Source organism: Agarivorans sp. MS3-6, from assembly GCF_054112545.1.
Genome location: NZ_CM134202.1, coordinates 1,195,672 through 1,215,875, shown reverse-complemented (window position 1 = coordinate 1,215,875; position 20,204 = coordinate 1,195,672). Strand labels below are relative to the sequence as shown.

The window sequence follows — 20,204 nt, the reverse complement described above, 5'->3', positions numbered from 1 at the left end:
CTACTTAGAAATTCGTGGATCTAGCCAAACATATAAGAGGTCGGCGATGAAATTAGCGGTTAGCACCGCGGTAACCAAGATGAGCAAAATAGCTTGAATAAGCGGGTAGTCACGAGCAACGATGCCTTTTAGCAAAATGTTACCTAAACCTTGGTAGTTAAATACCACTTCAGTCATGATTGAACCTGCAAACGAAAAGCCAATGGCCATCGCAATCGCGGTTGCTACGGGTAAAATTGCATTACGACCGGCGTAACGGTACATAACCCTAAAGCTACTTAAGCCTTTGGCCTCTCCCATGGTGACGTAGTCTTCACCTAAGATATTAATCATCGCATTACGCATGTTGAATACCCAAGTGGCGATGCCTACAACGACCATAGAACCCATCGGCAAAATGGCATGTTTGAGTACACTACCGATAAACTCTAAGCTAAAAGCTGGGTCTAAGGTTGGGTCGTAGGTATATGCAAGCGGCAACAGCTCCATTTTTAAGCCAAAAAAGTAGAACAGTAATAGTGCAGTAACGATATAAGGGAAGTTACTGATAAAGGCTAACACTGGTGGAAAAATCTGGCCAAATAGGCCTTCTCGTCGATAAGAGGCATAAGTACCAATTGATACACCAATGATCAGTGCAACGATTAGTGAGCCTAGCGCTAAGAACATTGTCCAAGGCAGAGCCATGGCAATGACTTCTGTCACGCTTACCGGGAACATCAATACAGACGGCCCCAAGTCTAAGGTGAAAACACTTTTCAGATAGGCAAGGTATTGTTCAAATACAGAGCCATCCATGAAACCGTACATTTCTCGAACCGCGTCCATTTGGGCGGGGTCCATTCTTCCTTGAGCTGCAGCAAATAGTGCGTCAACTGGATCTTCCTGGCATTAACCTCGGTAATAAGAAGTTAAAGGAGATAGCGATGAGAAAAGCGGTAAAATAAAAGCCCAGTCGGCGTAATAAAAAACTCATAATTTCTTCCAAAGATTAAAGAGCCACAAAGTGGCTCTTTACGGTTTGTTACTTAAGGTGAAGGTTATTTAGCACCAATATACGTTTACCACCGTCATACCATACGGGTTGTACATAAGGGTTTTCGGCATTTGGCCAACCAACAATTTTAGAACTGTTGTATTGGAACCAAGTTGGGTTAGAAAACAGTGGGATAAACGGAAGATTTTCCGCAGTAAATACCTGTAACTCTTTGATTATTTTGGCTTGTGCTGCCGCATCGTTAGTATCACCGAAGCTGTCAATTAAGGCATCAATTTCAGGCGTGTGGATACCATGCCCTGCGTGCCATGTTTTACCAATTCGCGAGGTTGAGAAGTATTCTTGGTAAGCCAGAATAGGGTGAGTAGCAACCAAAGACCAGTTGATAGACATTTTGTAAGTTGCATCTTTTAGCGCTGAATCATAAACGGCCCAATCAACCGTTTTAACGTTAGCTTTAATGCCCACTTCTTCGTAATACTCTGTCACCATTTGAACGACTTGAATCCAATCGGTCCAACCATTTACTACTTCAATGTCAAACTCAATGCGTTTGCCGTCTTTCATCTGACGGAAACCATCACCATTGGTATCTTTATAACCAGCGGCATCGAGTAACTGATTCGCTTTTTCTGGGTTGTATTGAGTAATATCTTGGTATTTGGCTGTCACTTCACTATCAATAAATGGGCCGTATAACTCACCGATACCCCCTACATTAAAGTTGGCAGTAGGGTAGCCATAGGCTGCAATATCAACAATCTCGGCACGATCTAATGCCATTGATAACGCTTTACGCACGTCTAAGTGACTAAATGGTTCTTCTTTAGTGTTTACGTAAAGGTGAATGGCATCATTGGCTGGGTACCAGTAATGATGATCTTCTGGGTTTGCGGCAACAAAGGTATTGTCGATATCAGCAATGAAGTTTGAGCCCCAATCAATCTCACCTTTCATCAATGCCGGTTGGATCTGAGAGTTATCGTTGTAAGAACGGTAAGTAATGCAATCTAGATGCGGTAAACCTGCTAGGTAGTAATTAGGGTTACGACATAATTCAATTTGCTGAGTTTTTACGTACTTCACCGTGGTCATTGGGCCACTACCGATAGGGTTCGGGTTAGTAAAGGTGGTGAGATCTTTAGCTTTGCTCCAAATCGCTTCTGGAACAATGTGGTATTTCTCTAAGTTCCAAATAAAGGTTGAGTCAGCTTCGTTTAGATTGAATACCACGGTAGTGTCGTCTTTTACCTCAACACTGGTTAAATTGCCATCTGTCCAAATACCACGTTGATCAAAAGCACTGGTTTCTTTTGTCATGGTGAAGCTGTAAGCCACATCTTTAGCTGTTAGTGGGCTACCATCTGACCAAGTAAGGCCTTCACGCAAAGTAAGTACAATTGATTTCAAATCATCTGAGTATTCAGCAGATTTAGCTAAACGCCATTCGGTTTTTCCAGTCATGTTGTTAAAGATCATAAGCGGTTCGAACATGACACCGTGGAATAAATCTTTTGAGGTGTATGGGTTAAAGTTCTCTACAAAACCAGTACCGATAATTGGCACGGTTAAGGTTCCACCTTGCTTGATGTCTTCTGCCAACACACTTCCCGATGACAGCAACAAGCCGCATACGATAGAAGATAAAACTGTTTTACTCTGCATTAGATAATCCTTATTTATTGGTGCTTGAGGTTCGCACCCTATAGTTAGATTCCAAAATCGCTTACACAACTTAAGGTAAAACCCGAAAGAAAGCGCTTTCTTTTCTAACGGTAATGGAACCGGTGACGCTGAGCAATTGAAGTCAGCGTGAATTTCTACCTTCGTCACAATTATGTTTGGTTTTTTTGGGTTATTTGGTTTTATTTACCGATATTAAGGGGCTTTACTTACTTTTTTTAATATTCAGCTTCTCTTATTTGGTTGCCACCGGTTGGTTGAAAGGCTTTTCTTGGGCGGTTATTTAGAAAACGCTTACTTTCGTGACGCCGCTCTATTTTTTATATCTGACCAGCCTATTTGTCTGTACAGGTTCCGATTTTTGTTGTTATTTTGTTACTGTGCTGGACGATGGGCGTCTGTTTACAAGACTAGGTGAAACAAAAATGGCTAATGGAAAAGTCATTTTTTTAGCTAAATAAAGTAAGCGCTTTCTTTTTTGAGGGCTCGCCCCAAATAACAGTTTTTTAGTTAATACAAGACGTTAATAACTATAAGGGACACATGGAATGAGAGTGACAAGCAACAAATTCAAACTAGCCAACGCGGTATTAGCTGCTGCCTTGGCTATCGCCTTAAGTGGTTGTGCAGATGAAGTGGTGAATAACGAAACACCTGCGAACCCAGTAGAACCTACCGATCCAGTAGAACCTACTGATCCCGTCGGTAACGACCTACAGGTATTTAATGATGCGTTAAACCCTTATTGGCCAGCTTGGGACTGTTGTGGTGGTACAACGCCGACTAACCCAATAGAGCTTAGTGACTACGGTATGGTGACCGAGTTTGCTGTTAACGCTCAGCCTGCTGTTTTAGGTTTTGTTCGCGACAGTGAGCGTGGGGCTCTGGATGCGAGTTCGATGGAAAGCACTGGTACTTTGGAATTTGACCTCAAAATGACCGCCAGTCCAGGCGATGTTAACTGGGCGGTAAAATTAGAAAGTAATGGCGGTATTCAAAATGACGCTGGTGGTGAAGAAGTAGAAATAATGATCACCGCCCCGGTGTTAGATACTTGGCAACACGTTAGTGTGAACCTAGCCGACTTAGCGACCCAAGGCCTAGACCTAAGCAGCATTGATAACATCTTAATCTACCCAGCTTGGGGGGAAGGTGAGGGGGCCTTATATCGTGTAGACAACGTGGAGTTTGTGGCGGATGGTAATACTACCGATCCCGTAGACCCTGTGGAGCCAACTAACCCAGAGGCTGACACCGGTACAAAACTATCACTCGACCTACCAATGACGGATTTTGGCGGCGCCGTAACTGAGTTATCAGCGGCTAATCCTGCGTTAAATGATATAACCGTCTACAGCACTAGCGCCACCGTAATTCAAACTACCAAAGCCGCGGCTGCTGAAGATTGGGCTGGCACCACACTGGGCGATACATCTACCCTAGCTATTACTCAAGAACGAAGCATCATTAGTGTTTGGGTGTACTCACCAGAATCTGGTGTACCTGTACTGTTTAAAGTAGAAAATGCAGATGACGATACTCAAACTGCTGAGGTTCGTGTCTACACCACGGTCGCAGAGGCTTGGGAAAAACTTAGCTTTGACTTCACCAATGTTGCAGAAGGTACCCAGCAACTTAACCCAGAATTTACTTTTAATAAAAAATCAATCTTCTTCGATTTCTTAGTGGACGCCAGTGAAGATAAAGTTTTCTACTGGGATGACGTGACCTTTGTAGAGCAAGAAGACACTACTGACCCAGTAGACCCAGTAGACCCGGTAGACCCAGTAGACCCTCCAACGGGTGAGTCGGTGGTTATCTTTAGCGATGCAGCAAATCCAAGCTGGATAGCATGGGATTGTTGTGGCGGAACCACCCCTCCAGTGGTCACCGACAGCGATGATACCTATGGCGCAGCAACAGAGTTTGAGGTAGTTGGAGAGCAGGTTAATGGCTTTAGTAGTCGTGCCGACCACGGTGCTACCGATGGCACTCCTATTGATGCGAGTGCTTGGGCAAACGGTGGGTCTATCTCTTTTGATTTGAAATTGACTGCCGAAGGTGGTGCTACTGATTGGAAGTTCAAAATTGAATCAAACGGCGGAACTAACTTTGCGGAATTGAGCCTTGCGGAGCTACCGGAGCTAGATACCTGGAAGCACTACAGTTTTAACTTAAACGAATTACAAACTGCAGGCCTAGATCCAAGTGCTATTGATGTTGTGATGATGTTCCCAGCATGGGGAACTGGCATAGGTTCTAAATATTTAGTCGACAATGTTCAAGTGTCTTCAACTGGCGGTACAGAAGCACCAATCGCTGGTGATGACAACACCGTAACCATTGATGAGGGGATAGATTTTGAAACGAAGACACTGAGTTGGGAAGTGTTTGAGAATGATGATAACCCTGTACTTGAATTTGTTGCTAATCCTGATACCTCAGGGCTTAACGGCTCTGCTACCGTCGCAAAAATCACTGCGCGTGCTGCTGGTGCTCCATGGGCTGGTACAGTGACTAGATCAGTAGAAGGTTTTGAACTGAATACTAGTAACAGTACTGTGAAAATAATGGTCTTTAAAGACAAAATCAGCGCTGTACGACTCAAGCTTGCTGCCGCTAATCAATGGGGAGCAGAAATGATTGCCACCAATACAAAGGTAGGCGAATGGGAAGAACTCACTTTTGACTTTAGTCAGCACCCAGAGTTTGCCGCCGCAGCTGCCCAAGGAAATATGATTGAAGTTGTTGTATTCCCAGACTTTGATGACCCCATCGTAGAGGTTCGCCCTGCTGATACAGTCATGTACTTCGATAACATCAGTTTTAGTGCTCAACCGTAACTTAACGTAGTGAAGTCACTGTGATCAGTGGCTTCGCTTTAAGGCGTTACTGAGAATGCGCTTAATGAATTCTCAAACACAAGGAAATACAAGGTTAATTGTTGCAATTTAACTGGTGGAAAAAGATGAAAATATGTAGTTTGAAATCAATTTTACTGGCTGCCATGTCGGTATTTATGGTGGCGTGTGCCGATGAGCCAATCAGTGAGTCGGGAGACCCCGGCACTGGCCCAGGTACTGGTACCGAGCTAGCTCCGCAGCCTAGCCCTAATGGTGCTTATCCAACCGCCAAAAACGGCGATGTTATTTTGGGTAACCCAGATTACTTGGCCATTTCATATGGTGCTTGGCGCTCAACGGTAAGAGAATCTGGTGCTAATGTACCTACGGTTGATATGCATAAAGAAGACATGCAAATCTTATCGGCCATGGGTATAAAAGTGCTCCGCACCTACAATACCCAAGGCTTCATTGGTCTTGACGGTAAAAGCAATACTGAGAATTTATTACAAGCCATTGCAGAGCTAATGGCCGACGACGAAAATTTTGAAATGTACGTGCAGTTAGGGGTATGGATTGATGCCCTAAACTCATGGACCGATCAGCAAGTGATTCACGACCAAGAGAACCCTGAAAACGCTTTAGAAATGGCTAAAGCCAAAGAGCTTGCTTTAGCTTACCCTGAAATCATTAAGGTGATTGCGGTAGGTAATGAAGCAATGGTTAATTGGGCTGAATACCATGTGGTGCCTGGTATTATCCTTGGTCACGTTAACGACTTACAGCAATGGAAATCAGAGAATCCATCGGTAACCAATATTTGGATTACCAGCTCTGATAACCACGCGGTATGGGCAGGTATCGACGATAGCGCCAATATTGGCGAACAAGCAGATCTTATCGCATTGATTGAAGCAGTAGACTATGTGTCTTTACATACCTATGCTCACCACGACACGCTTTACGACCCTACTTTTTCTGCCGATTGGAAAGTGCCAGCTAGCGAGCAAGACCTGAGCGTGCAAGAGCAAGTTGATTCAGCAATGGAAAAAGCTTACCAGCATACCTTATCGCAAATCACAGTGGCGCAAACCTTCATAAATGGTATTGATTCGAGCAAGCAAATCCATATTGGTGAAACGGGCTGGTCTACAGTTTCCAATGAAAACTTTGGCGCTGGTGGCACTCAAGCTGCTGATGAGTACAAGCAAAAAGCTTTTTACGATGCAATGCGTACTTTTACTAACGAATTTGGAGCGTCGCTGTTTTTCTTCCAAGCTTTTGATGAGCCGTGGAAGGGTGATGAAAGTAACCCTGGCCACTCAGAGAAACACTTTGGATTAATTGATATAGATGGCAACGTTAAGTACTTGGCCTGGGATAAAGTAGATGCCTTAAACAGCGCTGGTTTAACCCGTGGTGATGTATCGTCGTTTACAGCTAGCTTTGGTGGTGACTTTGATACTTTAATGGCAACCATTTTACCTCCTCCATACGCTCCCGTTGTTACCCCACCTGAAGAGGGAGAGTTTGTAGTATTGAATACCGCCTTATACGAAGGTGCTGTTGCCTATGGTTGGGACAGCCCTGCTACCGCTTGGGCTGGCGTAGATGACGCCACTGGCGTATTAACCATTGCTTCAGATCCTGCTACTGCCAAAGATTGGGGTTGGGGCGCTGGCGTAGGTATTCCTGGACAAACTAGTAACCTTTCAAGCTCTACCCAAATCACTTTTGAAATTAAAGGCGATGCTGCTTATGGCTTCTACCTTGGTTTCCAAACAACGGCCTCGGGCGGCACTAATCATTGGGTTCGCTTTAACGATGGCCAAGGTTACAACTTAACTGACCAGTGGGTTGAACACACTATTAGCTTAAGCAGCTTCTCTAATTTTGCTGCTGCTGATCTTAGCGTGGTTAACTCACCGTTCACTATTGCGGATCTTTATGCTGAATCAGGTGGCAGTGCGCCAACCTTAAGCAACATAGAAATTCGTAACATTTCTTGGTTGGAGTAAAGCGCCTCTAACCATTAGCTAGCGTACCAGTCGTTAGCGCGTAAGCCAGAGGCGATGATTAAACCAGTTTGATCATCGCCTTTTTTATTTAGCCCTTTGCTAGGCTGCGATCTGCGCGGTTAGCAAAACGGCTCAGCTTAACTCAAGGATAGTAAGCAAGATGTTTTCTCAAGACGATGCAGTAAGCCGTTTTACAGTTGCTAAAAAAGCAACGCTGTTGGCCGGTTTGTTTTTTGCAGCTTCTTCATCGGCGCAAGCCGGCTGGGAAGTACAGTGGATCGATACCTTTGATGGTAGCCGGGTAAATTGGAGCAATTGGACAGCGCAAACTCAAGCAAACTATAACAACGAAGTGCAATGTTATACCGACGATGATTACTCCGGTGAGCGAAACTATGAGGTATCGGAAGGTAGCCTGAAAATTATAGCTCGCAAAAAAACGCAAAACTGCGCCACCTTAGGTGGACAGCAAAAAACCTGGACATCAGGGCGCTTAAACTCGAAAGACAAACAAGAATTCCTTTATGGTCGGGTTGAATCAAGGATCCGTTTTCACAACTTAGAAGCCGGCACTTGGCCAGCATTCTGGATGCTAGAAAATCGTATTTCCGAACAGCCGATTAAAGGCGATGACGATAACGTTAATTGGCCGAATGTAGGCGCTGGAGAAATTGATGTATGGGAATGGTTTTCTAATGAACCCAATACCTACATTACTAATTTCTTTAACGTATCAGGTTGTGGCGAAGAGCATCGTTACAGTTATCCCAATGGTGGTAGCGATGTATTAAATTGGCATAAATATGCCATGGAATGGACTCAAGATAACATTGACTTTTACGTTGATGAGACCTTGGTGGTTAGCCAAGACATTAGCGGCTGTAGCCAGTATCAAGAGCCTATGTTTGTACTGCTGAATTTGGCCATGGGTGGCAATTTAGGCGGTTTTATTGACCCTAATCTAGCGCTTGCCACCATGGAAGTAGACTACATTGCCCATTGCCAACTCAGTGATAGCAGTGACGCCAGTTATTGTGATGAAAATGCTCCTAGAGCCGATGATTCAGAACCAAGCGACAGTTTAGCTAGTGTTGAGTTGAGTCTTGTTCAAGCAGGCAGTAATACTCGTTTAGTAGACCCCTCCGCTGGCATGGTTACAGTAACGGCCAGTGTTGAACAGGGTGAAGAACCTCTCACCAATTACAGCTTGTATTGGCAAGCAGATGAATTACCGAGCCCTATTATGCAAGGAACCACCTTGCAATTTGACCCCTCTTCAATGCTTGATGGTAGTTACTCCCTGCAAGTAAACCTAGAGCACAACACCGATAGCCAACTTAGCACTCGCGATGGTTTAGATTTTACCGTACAAGCTAGCAGTGAGCCTTCTGATAGCCAATCAGGTGATGACTCGGGCGGCGGCAGTGCGGGTTTAGCGACATTACTTGGTTTAGTAAGCCTACTGTTTATTCGCCGTAAACACTTCAAGTAAGTGCTGACTTAAGCGCTATTTCACTTTTTGGCTGAGCTTTTTCGCTTAGCCAAGCTTTACCTTTCGCCTTGCTGTCCCCAACTGGGTAGGCACTTTTGTACCTGGAATTCATTAAAATTAATAAGGATATTAGTGATGATTGAAATGCTTAAAATTTACTTTTTAGCAGTTTGTTGTGCTTTAGTGGTTGGGTGTGGAGGGAGCAGCGGCAGTAGTCCCGACCCCCAAAATGTTTATCCAATTGCTATCACGGTATTGGATGCTAATAGTCAGTTACCATTAGCAGATGCTCAGATAAGCATTGCAGAGCTGGCTCAAACAAGTGATCAGCAAGGTTACTCTAACTTTAGTTTAGCCGCTGGTAGCTATTCGCTAAGCGTGAGTTTGGCGGGGTATCAAGCTTACCAGCAATCCCTGGAGCTTGGCGAACTGGGGCTGACGTTAAACGTTAATTTAGAAGCGTTGCCAACAGTTAGCGAGCCTCTGTATGTCTTTCATTCTAATAATAATAGTTCGTATAGCATTGAGTACTGGGGGGATAACTGGGGATCTGGCAGTGACATTAGTGAGGTAGATGATTTTACATTGGGCCGAGCCGTTAATATCACCAGTGGTACCGCCTGGGGCAATAAGGCGTCTATTGCTTGGGGAAACGAGCCTGAAAATGCGGTAGCGATTGATGCTTATACCCACCTTAGATTTAAGATAAAAGCCAATTCATTTACTGCGGTAGAGGTGGTATTGCAGGGGCCAAGCAATCCTGAATCTAAAGTCGCTTACGCCTTGAGCAGCGGCACGCCATTGGATGATGGATGGGTAGAAATGGAAGTTCCTCTGCCCTATGGATTTAGCCAGCTAACTTGGCTGGGTTTAATTTTTGATAGCACCATCAGTGATAGCTTGTTACTCACAGATATTTACATGTTAAGCCAAGAGCTAGTGACTAGCCAACCAAGTAGCGCAGCCCCGCAACCGCCAGCCTTAGCTGATAACGAAGCGGTCGTGATTTATAGTGATAGCTTGAATGAAGATAAGTATGTATCGGTGTGGAATTCCAACTGGTGGAATGCGCCATTTTACTCGCCAGGTGTTATCGATGATAACCATTATGCCCGTTATGAGATTGCTGGATTGGGCGTAGAAGGCGGCGTTACCGGTATCGAGTTTGGTATTGAAAATGGTAGCGTTGATGCGTCTTCCCACGTGAATATGAACCTAGATTTATATCTAGAAGCGGGTATTAGCCGTATGGAAATTCACTTGGTATCCAGTGATGGTTCGGCCTTGTATACCGTTGCTTCACCTCAAACCGAGCAGTGGGTGACCTATCAAATGCCGTTTGCTGATATGCAAGATGCAGACGGTGATGGCGACGGAGTGCTAAACCCTGCCACCCTAACCATGGCTGGCATTAAGCTTTGGGGAGAAGAGGGCAAAGCGGTGTTTCTCGATAACCTGTATTTCTCTGGTCAGTCAAATACCTTTGAATTAGCAGTAAGTGTTGTAAACCAATCCTCTCAAGCTATTGCTGGGGCTGAAGTGAGTGTGGGTGAGCAAAGTGCCACCACCAACGCCAGCGGTGTGGCTTATCTCAGCCTCGCAGAAGGCGAGCACAAGGTTAAAGCCGATGCCAGTGGTTACGGTGCTGCGCAAAAAAATCAGCAGTTATTGGGAAGTGATGCCAGCCTGGAGATTGTGCTAGCAGCTGAAAACCCAGCGCCAAGTGTTGCGGCAGACAATCCTAATGTGAGCGATGATGAAGTATTGGTTTTATACAGTGATAGTTTGCAGGTCGATAAGCCTATTTCTTATTGGTCTGATAATTGGTGGAATGCGCCAAGCCATAGTGAGATACAAATAGCAGGTAACAATGTTGCTCGCTTACAGATTATCCCAGATGGCGTAGAAGGCGGTGTAACGGGCATTCAATACGGCATTCAAGATGGGCTTGTGAATGCTTCTGGCATGACCGGCTTACGCTTTGATATGTATGCTACCCGTGGCGTCAGCCAAGCTGTATTCCAGGTTGTATCTGCCAGTGGTCCAGTTATCCATACCATGCTACCAGTGGCAACTGAGCAGTGGATTAGCGTTGAGCTGATATTTGCAGATATGGTTCAACCCAGTGCTTTTGACGCGGCTAGTTTATCTCAATTAGGCGTCCAGCTTTGGGGAACCACTAGCGATAGTGTATATCTGGATAATATTTACTTTTACGAGTAACTAAGGGTAATAACAAAAAAGGAAGCGTCAGCTTCCTTTTTTATTGCTTGTTGTATTAGGGTTTAGGCTTAGGGGACTTGTAGCGAAATAGTGGTACTGTTTTCTAACTCAATCAGCTTATCCCAACCTTGTTGAAAGTCTGCCACAGAGAAAAATAATTGATCAAAGCTGCCGTCAGCCAACGCCATATATAAGCCTTTTTCTAAGCGTTCAGCTAATAGCGTGTTGTCTGGATTAACATAGAAAAAATAGCGGGCAGGGTAATGCAACACAACATGCTTAAGAATGTCGAATTGCCCTTTGTAGGTATTTAACTCAGACCATACCTCATAGCTTCCTCGTGATACATAATCAAAACGACCCGCTGCGAGCATGGGGAGCAGGCTGTCGTTCACCGAGCTAATAGTAGGAATACCATTGTATTTAAGAATTTGAGTATCGCTCCAGTAAGTACCAGAACCGGCGGTGAAATAGCGTAGATCCTCTAGCTTATTGATAGTCGAAAAGCGCGTATGCTGGCCCTTTTTGATGAGTAAGAAGCGGTATTGGCTTAAACCTTTTAGCAAATCAAATCTTACTGCGCGTAGCTGCCGGTCTCTTTGCTTATTACTTGAACTCCATAATACATCTATGTGTTGGTTAAGTTTCAGATAACGGCGCAGGCGCTCAGTGCTGACTTCTCGTTCAAAGGGTTGAAGTTCATAGCTTCCATATTCGTTAGCGGTTTTTTGTAAAGCCAAGTTTAGCACTTGTACGTAAAACTCTGAGCGTTGACTATATTTGGGATAGACAACAACATGTTTAGTGTCGGTCGCGTTACAAGAAGCACTGAACATTGTCGACAACAGCAGTAGTAAACCTTTGTTACTACTGAACCAGCGTTTCATTTACATCATCCTTTGTGGAGAGTTAGGGGGAGAGTTACGGCTTAGCCTTGTTCTACTTGGTTTCTGCCTTGAGATTTAGCCCTATATAGCGCCTCATCTGCGCGTTTGAACCAAGTATCTACGTTGGCCGAGTGAAGTTGGGCAACACCGAAGGAACAGGTAACAGAACACAAGCGGCTTAGCAGCTCGTGTTCAATACTGGCTCTTAGATGTTCAGCGAAAATAGCAGCACCTGTCATGTCGGTATTTCTGCAAACAACCACAAACTCTTCTCCCCCCCAGCGCGCTAATACATCTTGTTCTCTAATTTTAGAAGAGACTAAAGCGGTGAGGTTAATCAGTACTTTGTCACCTTCGTCGTGACCATAGGTATCATTGATTCGCTTAAACAAGTCTATATCAAACATCACTAAACTCGCGGGCTGAGAGTGAGTTGAGAACTGGCTTATGAGTTCACTTAATACACTACTCAAACCGGCTCTATTAAATACTTTGGTCAGAGGGTCAGTTTTAGCCATAGATTCAAACTTGTCGCGTTCGATGCTTAGGAAATTATTAATTCGATCGAGTTCTGCGGCTTTTGTTTTCGAACTCAAATATTTTTTACGTAGGCTTATTGTTAAAAAGATAGAGTGGCCAATAATGCTAGTAATCCAAATAAACAATAACCCCAAATAAAGATCTTGTGCAGCGATCCACTTACCAATGAAGGTAAATGAGTACAGCTTTATATCGACATTTTTTAACTGGTAACTGTCGCCGGTTGCGATCTGCAAGTACTTGACTTGATCCATTTTTGCATTGGTGTCGATGCCATAAGGTTTAGAAAAGATCCACCATGAGGGAACATAAAAACGATTCATTGCGAGCGTATACTCTGATCTACCAGAGCTAGGGTTAATCGTTTGAAGGTTGGCCCTAGTTTGTCCAATAGCCGACTCTGCTGGCGTTGCGTTTTGCTCACTATTTAATAGATAGACTAAAATGGTATCTCGCTGCGGATTATGCACTACCATATCTAATACAATGGAATGAAATTTACGTAGATCAGGGTATTGGTCTGGTTGTTGGCTCAGTGGAATTAGCATACTACAAAAAGGGAAGGTAGCAGATTGAGCGGTTTGGCAATTAAGGTGCGCATTGTCTTGGTTGATGGTTAGTGTTGCCAGTGACTTTCCACCATTTATATCATCATTCAAGGTACTCACCTTAAGTGATTGATTTACCGGTACGTGCAGATAATGATTCATTCCTAGTTGTTGCCAAAGCATTAAGCTTAAAGTGACCAGCACTAATAAAGGGTAGTAAATTTCTTGACGTAAAATGCGCATACTAACAACCAATCATGTTTTATTACTGCTCAATTCGACCTCAGCATGCCGTTGCTAGGTAAACTGTGTTCATCTGTTTGTATAGGGTGTTTATCGAGACTTTGGGTTCGCTCGCACTGCGATCTCACAAAAAGGCTTTCTAAGCGGACATATAGCTTGTATTTAGCGCAATAATTATTACATTGATAGAAAGTAAGCGCTTTCCTGAATGAATGGATTCGTGAACTTAGCCCGTGTTTTTGTGTCGAAGTGCTATACCGAACACGGTAGAGAGTGTAAAAGCGCCAGTCAAAAAATATAAATTAGGGAATAGATATGAAGTTAATTCTTGCTACGAGTGTAATGCTCGCGTTGGTCGGCTGCAGCAACAACGCCAGTATGGTGGTTGATTATGGCACCGATGAAGCACCAGCAATACAACAAGTATCGGCGGAAGAGGGCTACCAAGCTTTAGCTCGAGCGCCAATTTGTTGTGCCTCTTTAGCTGAGCTGAGTTACCTGCCTGTTCTAGAGCCTGGTAAATTTGATTTTACGATTACTGCCGATGACCCGGTGTTTGACTTCACGACTGGTCGCTCATTTGTTAAAGCGATTGCGCTGCCTAAGGCAGAGGCAGCAATTAAAATTGCAGTGTCAGCACCTATATTGAACAGTGTATTTGCGCCATCGATCTTGGTACTGGACCAAGACTATAAACCGCTTAAAGTATTTGGTGACGATGCGATTGCTTATGATAATAGCTCCATCATTACCGTTGACCGTTTATTTGGTGATATTGAATTGCCTGCCAGCTACGCTGGTGGCCAGAAAGCCAGTTATTTAGTGGTGTTTACCACCGCCGCGGCGATGGATGAACAGACGACCTTAACACCACCCAGCAGCAGGGCGGCAGAGTCTGGGCGAGTAGATGCTAATGTTAAAATACATATGAACAAGCCGATCCCTCATACCGCTATTGGCGCTGTTCGGCTTGCCTTCGACTATACACCTACTAGTCAATCGCTTACTGAAGCCGTTGCCGCGGCAGCGATTGTAGACGCTAGCGCTGCTACTGTTATCAATGAGTCAGTAGCTACCGAGCCGTTAACTCAAAATACCCCCCAAGCTGGTATTCAACCTGAAGTTGATGAGATGTTTAGCGGGTTAATTGAAAAAGCGGTTGCCAGTGGTGACTACAATAAAGCGATTAAAATTGTAGAAGATGCGGAGAAAGCCGGTTCATCTACCGCAAGAGATGTATTGGTCGATGCGATGAAGAAACACGCTCAATAGCTATTATTACCTTATCCGCTACACTCTGTTTCACTTTTAGCGAACCTCGCTAAAAGTGAAATAGAATTCCACACCCTCTATGTAAATTAATATTACCTATAATTATCAGTGGCTTATCCTTTATCTCTCGCTGTGTAGCAAAGCGTTGTTCTGGTTTTATTCAGCCTAAATAAATTTAGAAAGCGCTTTCTTTTGTGGGATAAAAGTCACAAAAAGTTTTATTTAAAGCCTTTATACTGATTTTGAAAGTTAATTGATGTGTTTTTTATTCCGTTTAGTCGATGAATTATCGCTAAGGGCGTATTTTTTGCAACGCGCGTTAAAAACTTTCATTTTTTTAGTTCTAAAAAGAAAGCGCTTACTTTTTTGGTTGCTGATTTCTGTATGGAAAACAATGAGTTTTAATGGAGTTAAAATGAAATTATCCAAATTAACGCTGGCATGCCTAGCTGCTGTGTCAAGCTTATCTGTAACTGGTACTGCGGCTGCAGCAACCGAAGGTTTTGAGTTTCACGGCTACTTTCGCGCTGGCGTATTGCTGAGTGCTGAGAATGATTTTAAAAAGGCCAATTTTGCTGGCCAAAAAGAGACACTAGGGCGTTTAGGCTTAGAGGCTGATAACGACGCAAGTTTAGATTTTGCTCGAACGTGGGTATTCGATGACGGCCGCTCAGCAAAAATTAACGTGGGTTTAGGTGACTTTGGTAATGAAAGTGCACTGAGCTCAAGCGCTGATGCGTATCAGATGGGTTTTGGTCAAATATTTGTAGAGTTTGAGGGTGTTTCGCCAAGCGGTATTTTTTGGGCCGGTCGACGTGATTACGGTAAAGATAACTACATCTTTATGACTGATTTCTTCTATTCAGATATGTCAGGAACCGGTGTTGGTATAAGCGGTTATGAAGCTGGCGATGCCATGCTAGATTTTGCTTATATTGCCAGTGATAGAACAGACCCAACAATCGATCGTTGGGCAGAAGATGCCGACGGCAATTTAGAAAACCTAAATAACTTGATGCATGCCTTCCAGCTTTCCGTGACTTACGGTGCCTTAGAGTTATCTGCAATGTACAAAACAATGCCTGATAACTGGGATTATGATGGGGTTGAGTGGGCTGAAACCGGTTACGATTTAACCGCAATTTACACCTTAAATAGCTTCTTTGGTCTTAAGAATGGCTTTTCTACGATTATCGCTCAAGCTGGTAAAGGTTTAGGTTCAGGTAATTTGTTAGGCGCAACAATTACATCTTATAACGCTTACCACCCTGGTTCGCAGTTCCAAGGTGAACACCCAGATTGGGATTGGAGCTCTGCCTCTAATGGTGGTGATGCAACACGCTTATTAACCATGGTTGATGAGAAAGATACGTCGGCTCGCTTGTTATTATGGGGTGGCTATACCTTTGATAATGGTATTGGTTTGTTTCCATCTATCCAAGGCCAATACAACGACCACCACGAAAATGACCTAGGTGCTTACGATTACTGGATCTCAGCAATGGTGCGTCCAACCTTCCCAGTTAGCCAACATTTCTATGTTCAAGGTGAACTTGGTTATGTTTATAACAACTGGAGTGGTGCAACGTCTAACTCGTCTAAAATCACTGTAGCACCGACCTTTATCTTGCCATCAGGCATGGGACCTGCTCCAGAAATTCGCTTGTTAGCGACTTACCTTCCTAAGTCTTGGACTGCCACTGATGATGCGGGCAACTCTGACGCAGACTTCATTGTGGGTGTTCAAGCAGATGTTTGGTGGTAAACACTAAACCCCTGAGAGTGCGCTATCAGTCGTAGGCACTCTCTAGCTTTAACCTTTCCTTTTGTTCTTTTTAGCATTTTTGTGTTTTTGGAACGTCGGTGAGGGGCTAGATGTAAACGTTGAAAGTAATTAGTCACCAAGAGTTAGCTGAACAATCTCACTAATTACTTTTATATGTTGTTCAATTCATTAGTGCGCCCTGTATGCACGTTATTGAAATCTGCTCCTCGCCCTTTTTTTAGTTTCTCTCATTGTTGTTAATGCTTACGAATAAGACTAATTACGGAGGCTTTATGCTCTTTATCGGTTTGTTCTTACTAGTCGTAATTTGTTATGCAGTGGTAGTGGATATATTTAGAATATTAAGTATTAGGTGATGTTTATGGTTAGGTGGTTCTCTTTTAAACGGCGGGCAAACATGTCGGTGATTCGCCGAATGTACGGTGGCTTCATGTTGATGGTAGCGCTGTTTATCATTACCGTCGCATTGATGCTTGATGGCACAAGCCGAGTGCATCAACAGCTGTTATCGGTTAATTCAAATGCTTTACCCTTGATGACCTATGCCAACCTCACTAGTGTTAATTTGCTGATCGCAGATAAAACCTTCAAAGACTTCTTAACCACCGAAGACCCGATTAAGCAGCAAGAATTTACCGACCGGTTTGAAATTAACCATCAAGCCTTTAGCCAAGCCCTAGAGCAGCTAGCCAAAACTTCGCAGGGTATCCCAGCCTTAAGCGAGCAATTAGCGGCCTTAATTCAATTAGAAGACCGCTACTTTTCTGAATCGCGCTTAGCCATGCTTAACTACCAGAATCAAATTGCGGCCCAGAAAGAAAGAGTCATTACTGCTCGCCGTTTTCAAAAGCTGCAAACAGAGTTGCGTTTAGGCATGAGTGATTACGTTAATAGCCAAGACGATTTAGCCGTTAAGTTGATGTCTAAAAGCTATTTTCAAAAACTCCAACAAACTGAAACCATCACATCTGATGCTTTGGCCAGCGACGACCCTAAAAAAATCGCTAAGGCAATTAAAAATAATAAGCGCAGTGTCACTCAACTTAATTTCTCTTATCTTGGCTTGGTGGCTCAGTTACCCGAGTTAAAAGAAAAGTATGAGCAGTCTACTAAACAGTTTATCCAAGACGTGGGTAACAAGGGTGGGGTGCTTGACCTTCACTTTCAATCGGTTAAGTCACGCGATTTACTGTATGCCAATATCGCAGTACTGGCGAGTGAAATAGATAAATCTTTAGAGATACTCAGTGTGTTTCGTCAACAAGCCGATTCGTTAAAAGATGGCGCGATTGATAATGCAGAAAGCATCTATCAAGATAATTACAAGCAAGCGTTTCTAATCGGCGGTGTAGTCAGCATATTTTTACTATTTTTGGGTTGGTTATTAGCCCAAAACGTACGTAAACCATTAGCGTCAATATTGACCGCCTTAGAGGCCTTAACTGACGGAGACATGCGCCAGCGAGTCAGTGGTAATTCATTTGTTGAATTTGATCAGCTTAGCAAACATATCAATACCTTAGCTTCGCACCTTCAAGATATTCTCACTAAACTAGGTTTAACCTCGAAAAACTTAGCCGATGTTTCGGCGCAGAACCAATCGGCAATGTCTGATTCTAGCGGCAGGTTGAGTGAGCAGCGCCAGCAAACCGCATCGGTAGCGACAGCGATGACTGAAATGCAGCACTCAGTTAAAGATGTAGAAGCCAGTGCGCGTAGCTCAATGGACAAAGTCAGCGATGTTGAGCAAGCGGTTCGAACCGGTACTCAAGTGATGAGCAGTAATAGCACGACCATTAATCTGTTATCAGAGCAGCTTAACGAGTCGGTTGATGTGGTATCAGATGTTCAAAAAATGAGTGTGGATATCGGCTCTATTCTTGATGTGATTCAGAAAATCGCTATGCAAACTAACTTGTTAGCACTTAACGCTGCCATTGAGGCGGCACGTGCTGGCGAGCAGGGGCGAGGCTTTTCTGTGGTGGCTGATGAAGTGCGAGTGCTGGCTAAGCGCACCACTGAAGCCACTAGTGAAATAGAAAGCATGATTAAAAATTTACAAGACAAATCTGAGGATGCCTCAGAGGTTATTCAGCGCTGTGTGTCGGAGATGCGCAATAGTGTTGAGCATTCTGAGCAAGCCAATAATGCGATGCAAGATATTCAGTCTAGTATCGCTGAAATTAGCCACATGAGTTATCAAATTGCTCATGCGGCAGAAGAGCAAACCACTACCGCGAATAATATTGCGCGTAATCTTGAAGATATAAATCATGTTGCCGACTCAAACAGCCAGTCTATCGATTTAGTGGCAAAAGTCAGTAATAAACTGGATGAATTAGCGCATCAGCAAAATGCGTTGGTGCTAGGTTTTAAAGTATAAAGCCACACCTTAAATTCAGCTTAACTAGCCGGGCATGCGCCTTGTTTGCCCGCGCTACATGAAGTTAATGGGGCTTAATATCGCTACCCTTTGCTCATTATTTAGTTTCACCTCTGCCATTACACGTATTTTACCCCACAGGTGTGCCGTATTAGGCAAACCATAAGCAAGGGGCTTTACTCTCGTTTGCATCAAGGTTAATAATAGATATAACAAATTGTTTTTCTTAAAGGTATCAACTAGGTGAATATTAGAAAGGTTGACCTCAACCTCTTAGTTTATCTCAACGTATTGCTTGAAGAGCGCAATGTATCTCGGGCAGCCAGTAAGTTATCACTTACTCAACCTACCATGAGCAATGCCTTGAAGCGCTTACGCGAGTTGTTTGATGATCCTTTGTTGGTGCGCACCGCCGAAGGCATGACGCCCACCGAGAAAGCCAACAAGTTAAAGCCTGAAATAGTCAGCTTGCTGAGTATGGCAGAAAAAATAACCCAGCCAGATAAAGACTTTTCGCCAGAACAAAGCAGCCATACTTTTCGTATTATGTGTAATGACTACCTAGAGGCCACTTTGCTTGCACCATTTATTCAAGGGGTGCTGAAATCCTGCCCCAATATTAATTTCGATCTATTTAGTCCCGGTGATATAGATCTATCGGATATGGAAAAGGGCAATATTGACTTAGCGATTAATCGTTTTACGAGTTTGCCTAAAACCTTCCATCAATCGAGCATCTGGCGCGACAACTTTTGTTGCTTACTGCATAAAGATCACCCTTACGTACAAGCCTTAGATCTCGATAGTTATTTAGCCGCAGAGCATGTTTGGGTAAATCGAGCTGGCTGGGGGGCAGAGAAGGCGGTGGGGAGTAAAAACTCGGGCCAAAAACTAGGCTGGGTAGATGAGGCCTTAGCCCAGCTTGACCAAACCAGGAATATTCGCGTCTATACAAGGCATTATGGCGTAACGAGTTTGTTGCTGTCTCAGCCACAACTCATTGCTACCTTGCCAAGACGCTATGCGATGTTACATAAAGATCAGCTTGAGTTACGGATTGTTCGTGTGCCGTTTCAAATAGTGCCCATTGAGACCAAAATGATTTGGAGTCCTTTGTTGCAACACTCTAAAGCGCATCAATGGCTGCGGCGCTCGTTACTGGCGTTTTCCCACTCGGTGGAAGATAGATAAGCCCTACTATTCATTAAATCTATAGTTTGTATAGAAAACTACAATTTCATTTTATATTAGCGTCGCGCTATCTTGAAGGTGAGGCTTAGTTAGGGACA

At 43.8% G+C, this 20,204-nt stretch carries 11 protein-coding genes and 1 pseudogene; 8 read left to right on the top strand and 4 right to left on the bottom strand.

The window, feature by feature from the left end:
- Both ACVFI8_RS05545 and ACVFI8_RS05540 read right to left on the bottom strand, forming a co-directional pair.
- Positions 1 to 976 (bottom strand): annotated as a pseudogene (locus ACVFI8_RS05545) (ABC transporter permease).
- 48 nt (positions 977 to 1,024) lie between these two features.
- Positions 1,025 to 2,662, bottom strand: a complete 1,638-nt coding sequence (locus tag ACVFI8_RS05540; RefSeq protein ID WP_457873297.1) for an ABC transporter substrate-binding protein — start codon at positions 2,660 to 2,662, stop codon at positions 1,025 to 1,027.
- A 572-nt stretch (positions 2,663 to 3,234) separates the two neighbouring features.
- Between ACVFI8_RS05540 and ACVFI8_RS05535 the strand changes: the two genes are divergently transcribed.
- The 4 genes from ACVFI8_RS05535 to ACVFI8_RS05520 all read left to right on the top strand — a co-directional run bounded on the left by ACVFI8_RS05535 (position 3,235) and on the right by ACVFI8_RS05520 (position 11,256).
- The gene (locus ACVFI8_RS05535) at positions 3,235 to 5,523 is read left to right on the top strand and encodes a hypothetical protein (protein ID WP_457873296.1); all 2,289 of its coding nucleotides are present in this window, start codon (positions 3,235 to 3,237) and stop codon (positions 5,521 to 5,523) included.
- Between the two features lie 125 nt (positions 5,524 to 5,648).
- The gene (locus tag ACVFI8_RS05530) at positions 5,649 to 7,541 is read left to right on the top strand and encodes a hypothetical protein (protein ID WP_457873295.1); all 1,893 of its coding nucleotides are present in this window, start codon (positions 5,649 to 5,651) and stop codon (positions 7,539 to 7,541) included.
- A gap of 160 nt (positions 7,542 to 7,701) precedes the next feature.
- Positions 7,702 to 9,033: a glycoside hydrolase family 16 protein gene (locus ACVFI8_RS05525; RefSeq protein WP_457873294.1), complete on the top strand. Its 1,332-nt coding sequence runs from the start codon at positions 7,702 to 7,704 to the stop codon at positions 9,031 to 9,033.
- 135 nt (positions 9,034 to 9,168) lie between these two features.
- Positions 9,169 to 11,256: a carboxypeptidase-like regulatory domain-containing protein gene (locus ACVFI8_RS05520; RefSeq protein ID WP_457873293.1), complete on the top strand. Its 2,088-nt coding sequence runs from the start codon at positions 9,169 to 9,171 to the stop codon at positions 11,254 to 11,256.
- 68 nt (positions 11,257 to 11,324) lie between these two features.
- Here ACVFI8_RS05520 and ACVFI8_RS05515 read toward each other — a convergent pair whose 3' ends face one another.
- Positions 11,325 to 12,143 (bottom strand): hypothetical protein, encoded by an 819-nt coding sequence (locus ACVFI8_RS05515; protein WP_457873292.1) that lies wholly within the window; start codon positions 12,141 to 12,143, stop codon positions 11,325 to 11,327.
- Positions 12,144 to 12,184: 41 nt separating this feature from the next.
- Entirely contained in the window at positions 12,185 to 13,474 is a 1,290-nt protein-coding gene (locus tag ACVFI8_RS05510) for a GGDEF domain-containing protein (protein WP_457873291.1), read from the bottom strand.
- A 315-nt stretch (positions 13,475 to 13,789) separates the two neighbouring features.
- Between ACVFI8_RS05510 and ACVFI8_RS05505 the strand changes: the two genes are divergently transcribed.
- The 4 genes from ACVFI8_RS05505 to ACVFI8_RS05490 all read left to right on the top strand — a co-directional run bounded on the left by ACVFI8_RS05505 (position 13,790) and on the right by ACVFI8_RS05490 (position 20,106).
- Entirely contained in the window at positions 13,790 to 14,746 is a 957-nt protein-coding gene (locus ACVFI8_RS05505; protein ID WP_248714467.1) for a MalM family protein, read from the top strand.
- 415 nt (positions 14,747 to 15,161) lie between these two features.
- Positions 15,162 to 16,511 carry a carbohydrate porin gene (locus ACVFI8_RS05500; protein ID WP_248714468.1) on the top strand — a complete coding sequence of 450 codons (1,350 nt, stop codon included), beginning with the start codon at positions 15,162 to 15,164 and terminating at the stop codon, positions 16,509 to 16,511.
- A 382-nt stretch (positions 16,512 to 16,893) separates the two neighbouring features.
- Positions 16,894 to 18,915: a methyl-accepting chemotaxis protein gene (locus ACVFI8_RS05495; protein WP_457873290.1), complete on the top strand. Its 2,022-nt coding sequence runs from the start codon at positions 16,894 to 16,896 to the stop codon at positions 18,913 to 18,915.
- 243 nt (positions 18,916 to 19,158) lie between these two features.
- Entirely contained in the window at positions 19,159 to 20,106 is a 948-nt protein-coding gene (locus ACVFI8_RS05490) for a LysR family transcriptional regulator (RefSeq protein WP_457873289.1), read from the top strand.
- Positions 20,107 to 20,204 lie beyond the last annotated feature (98 nt).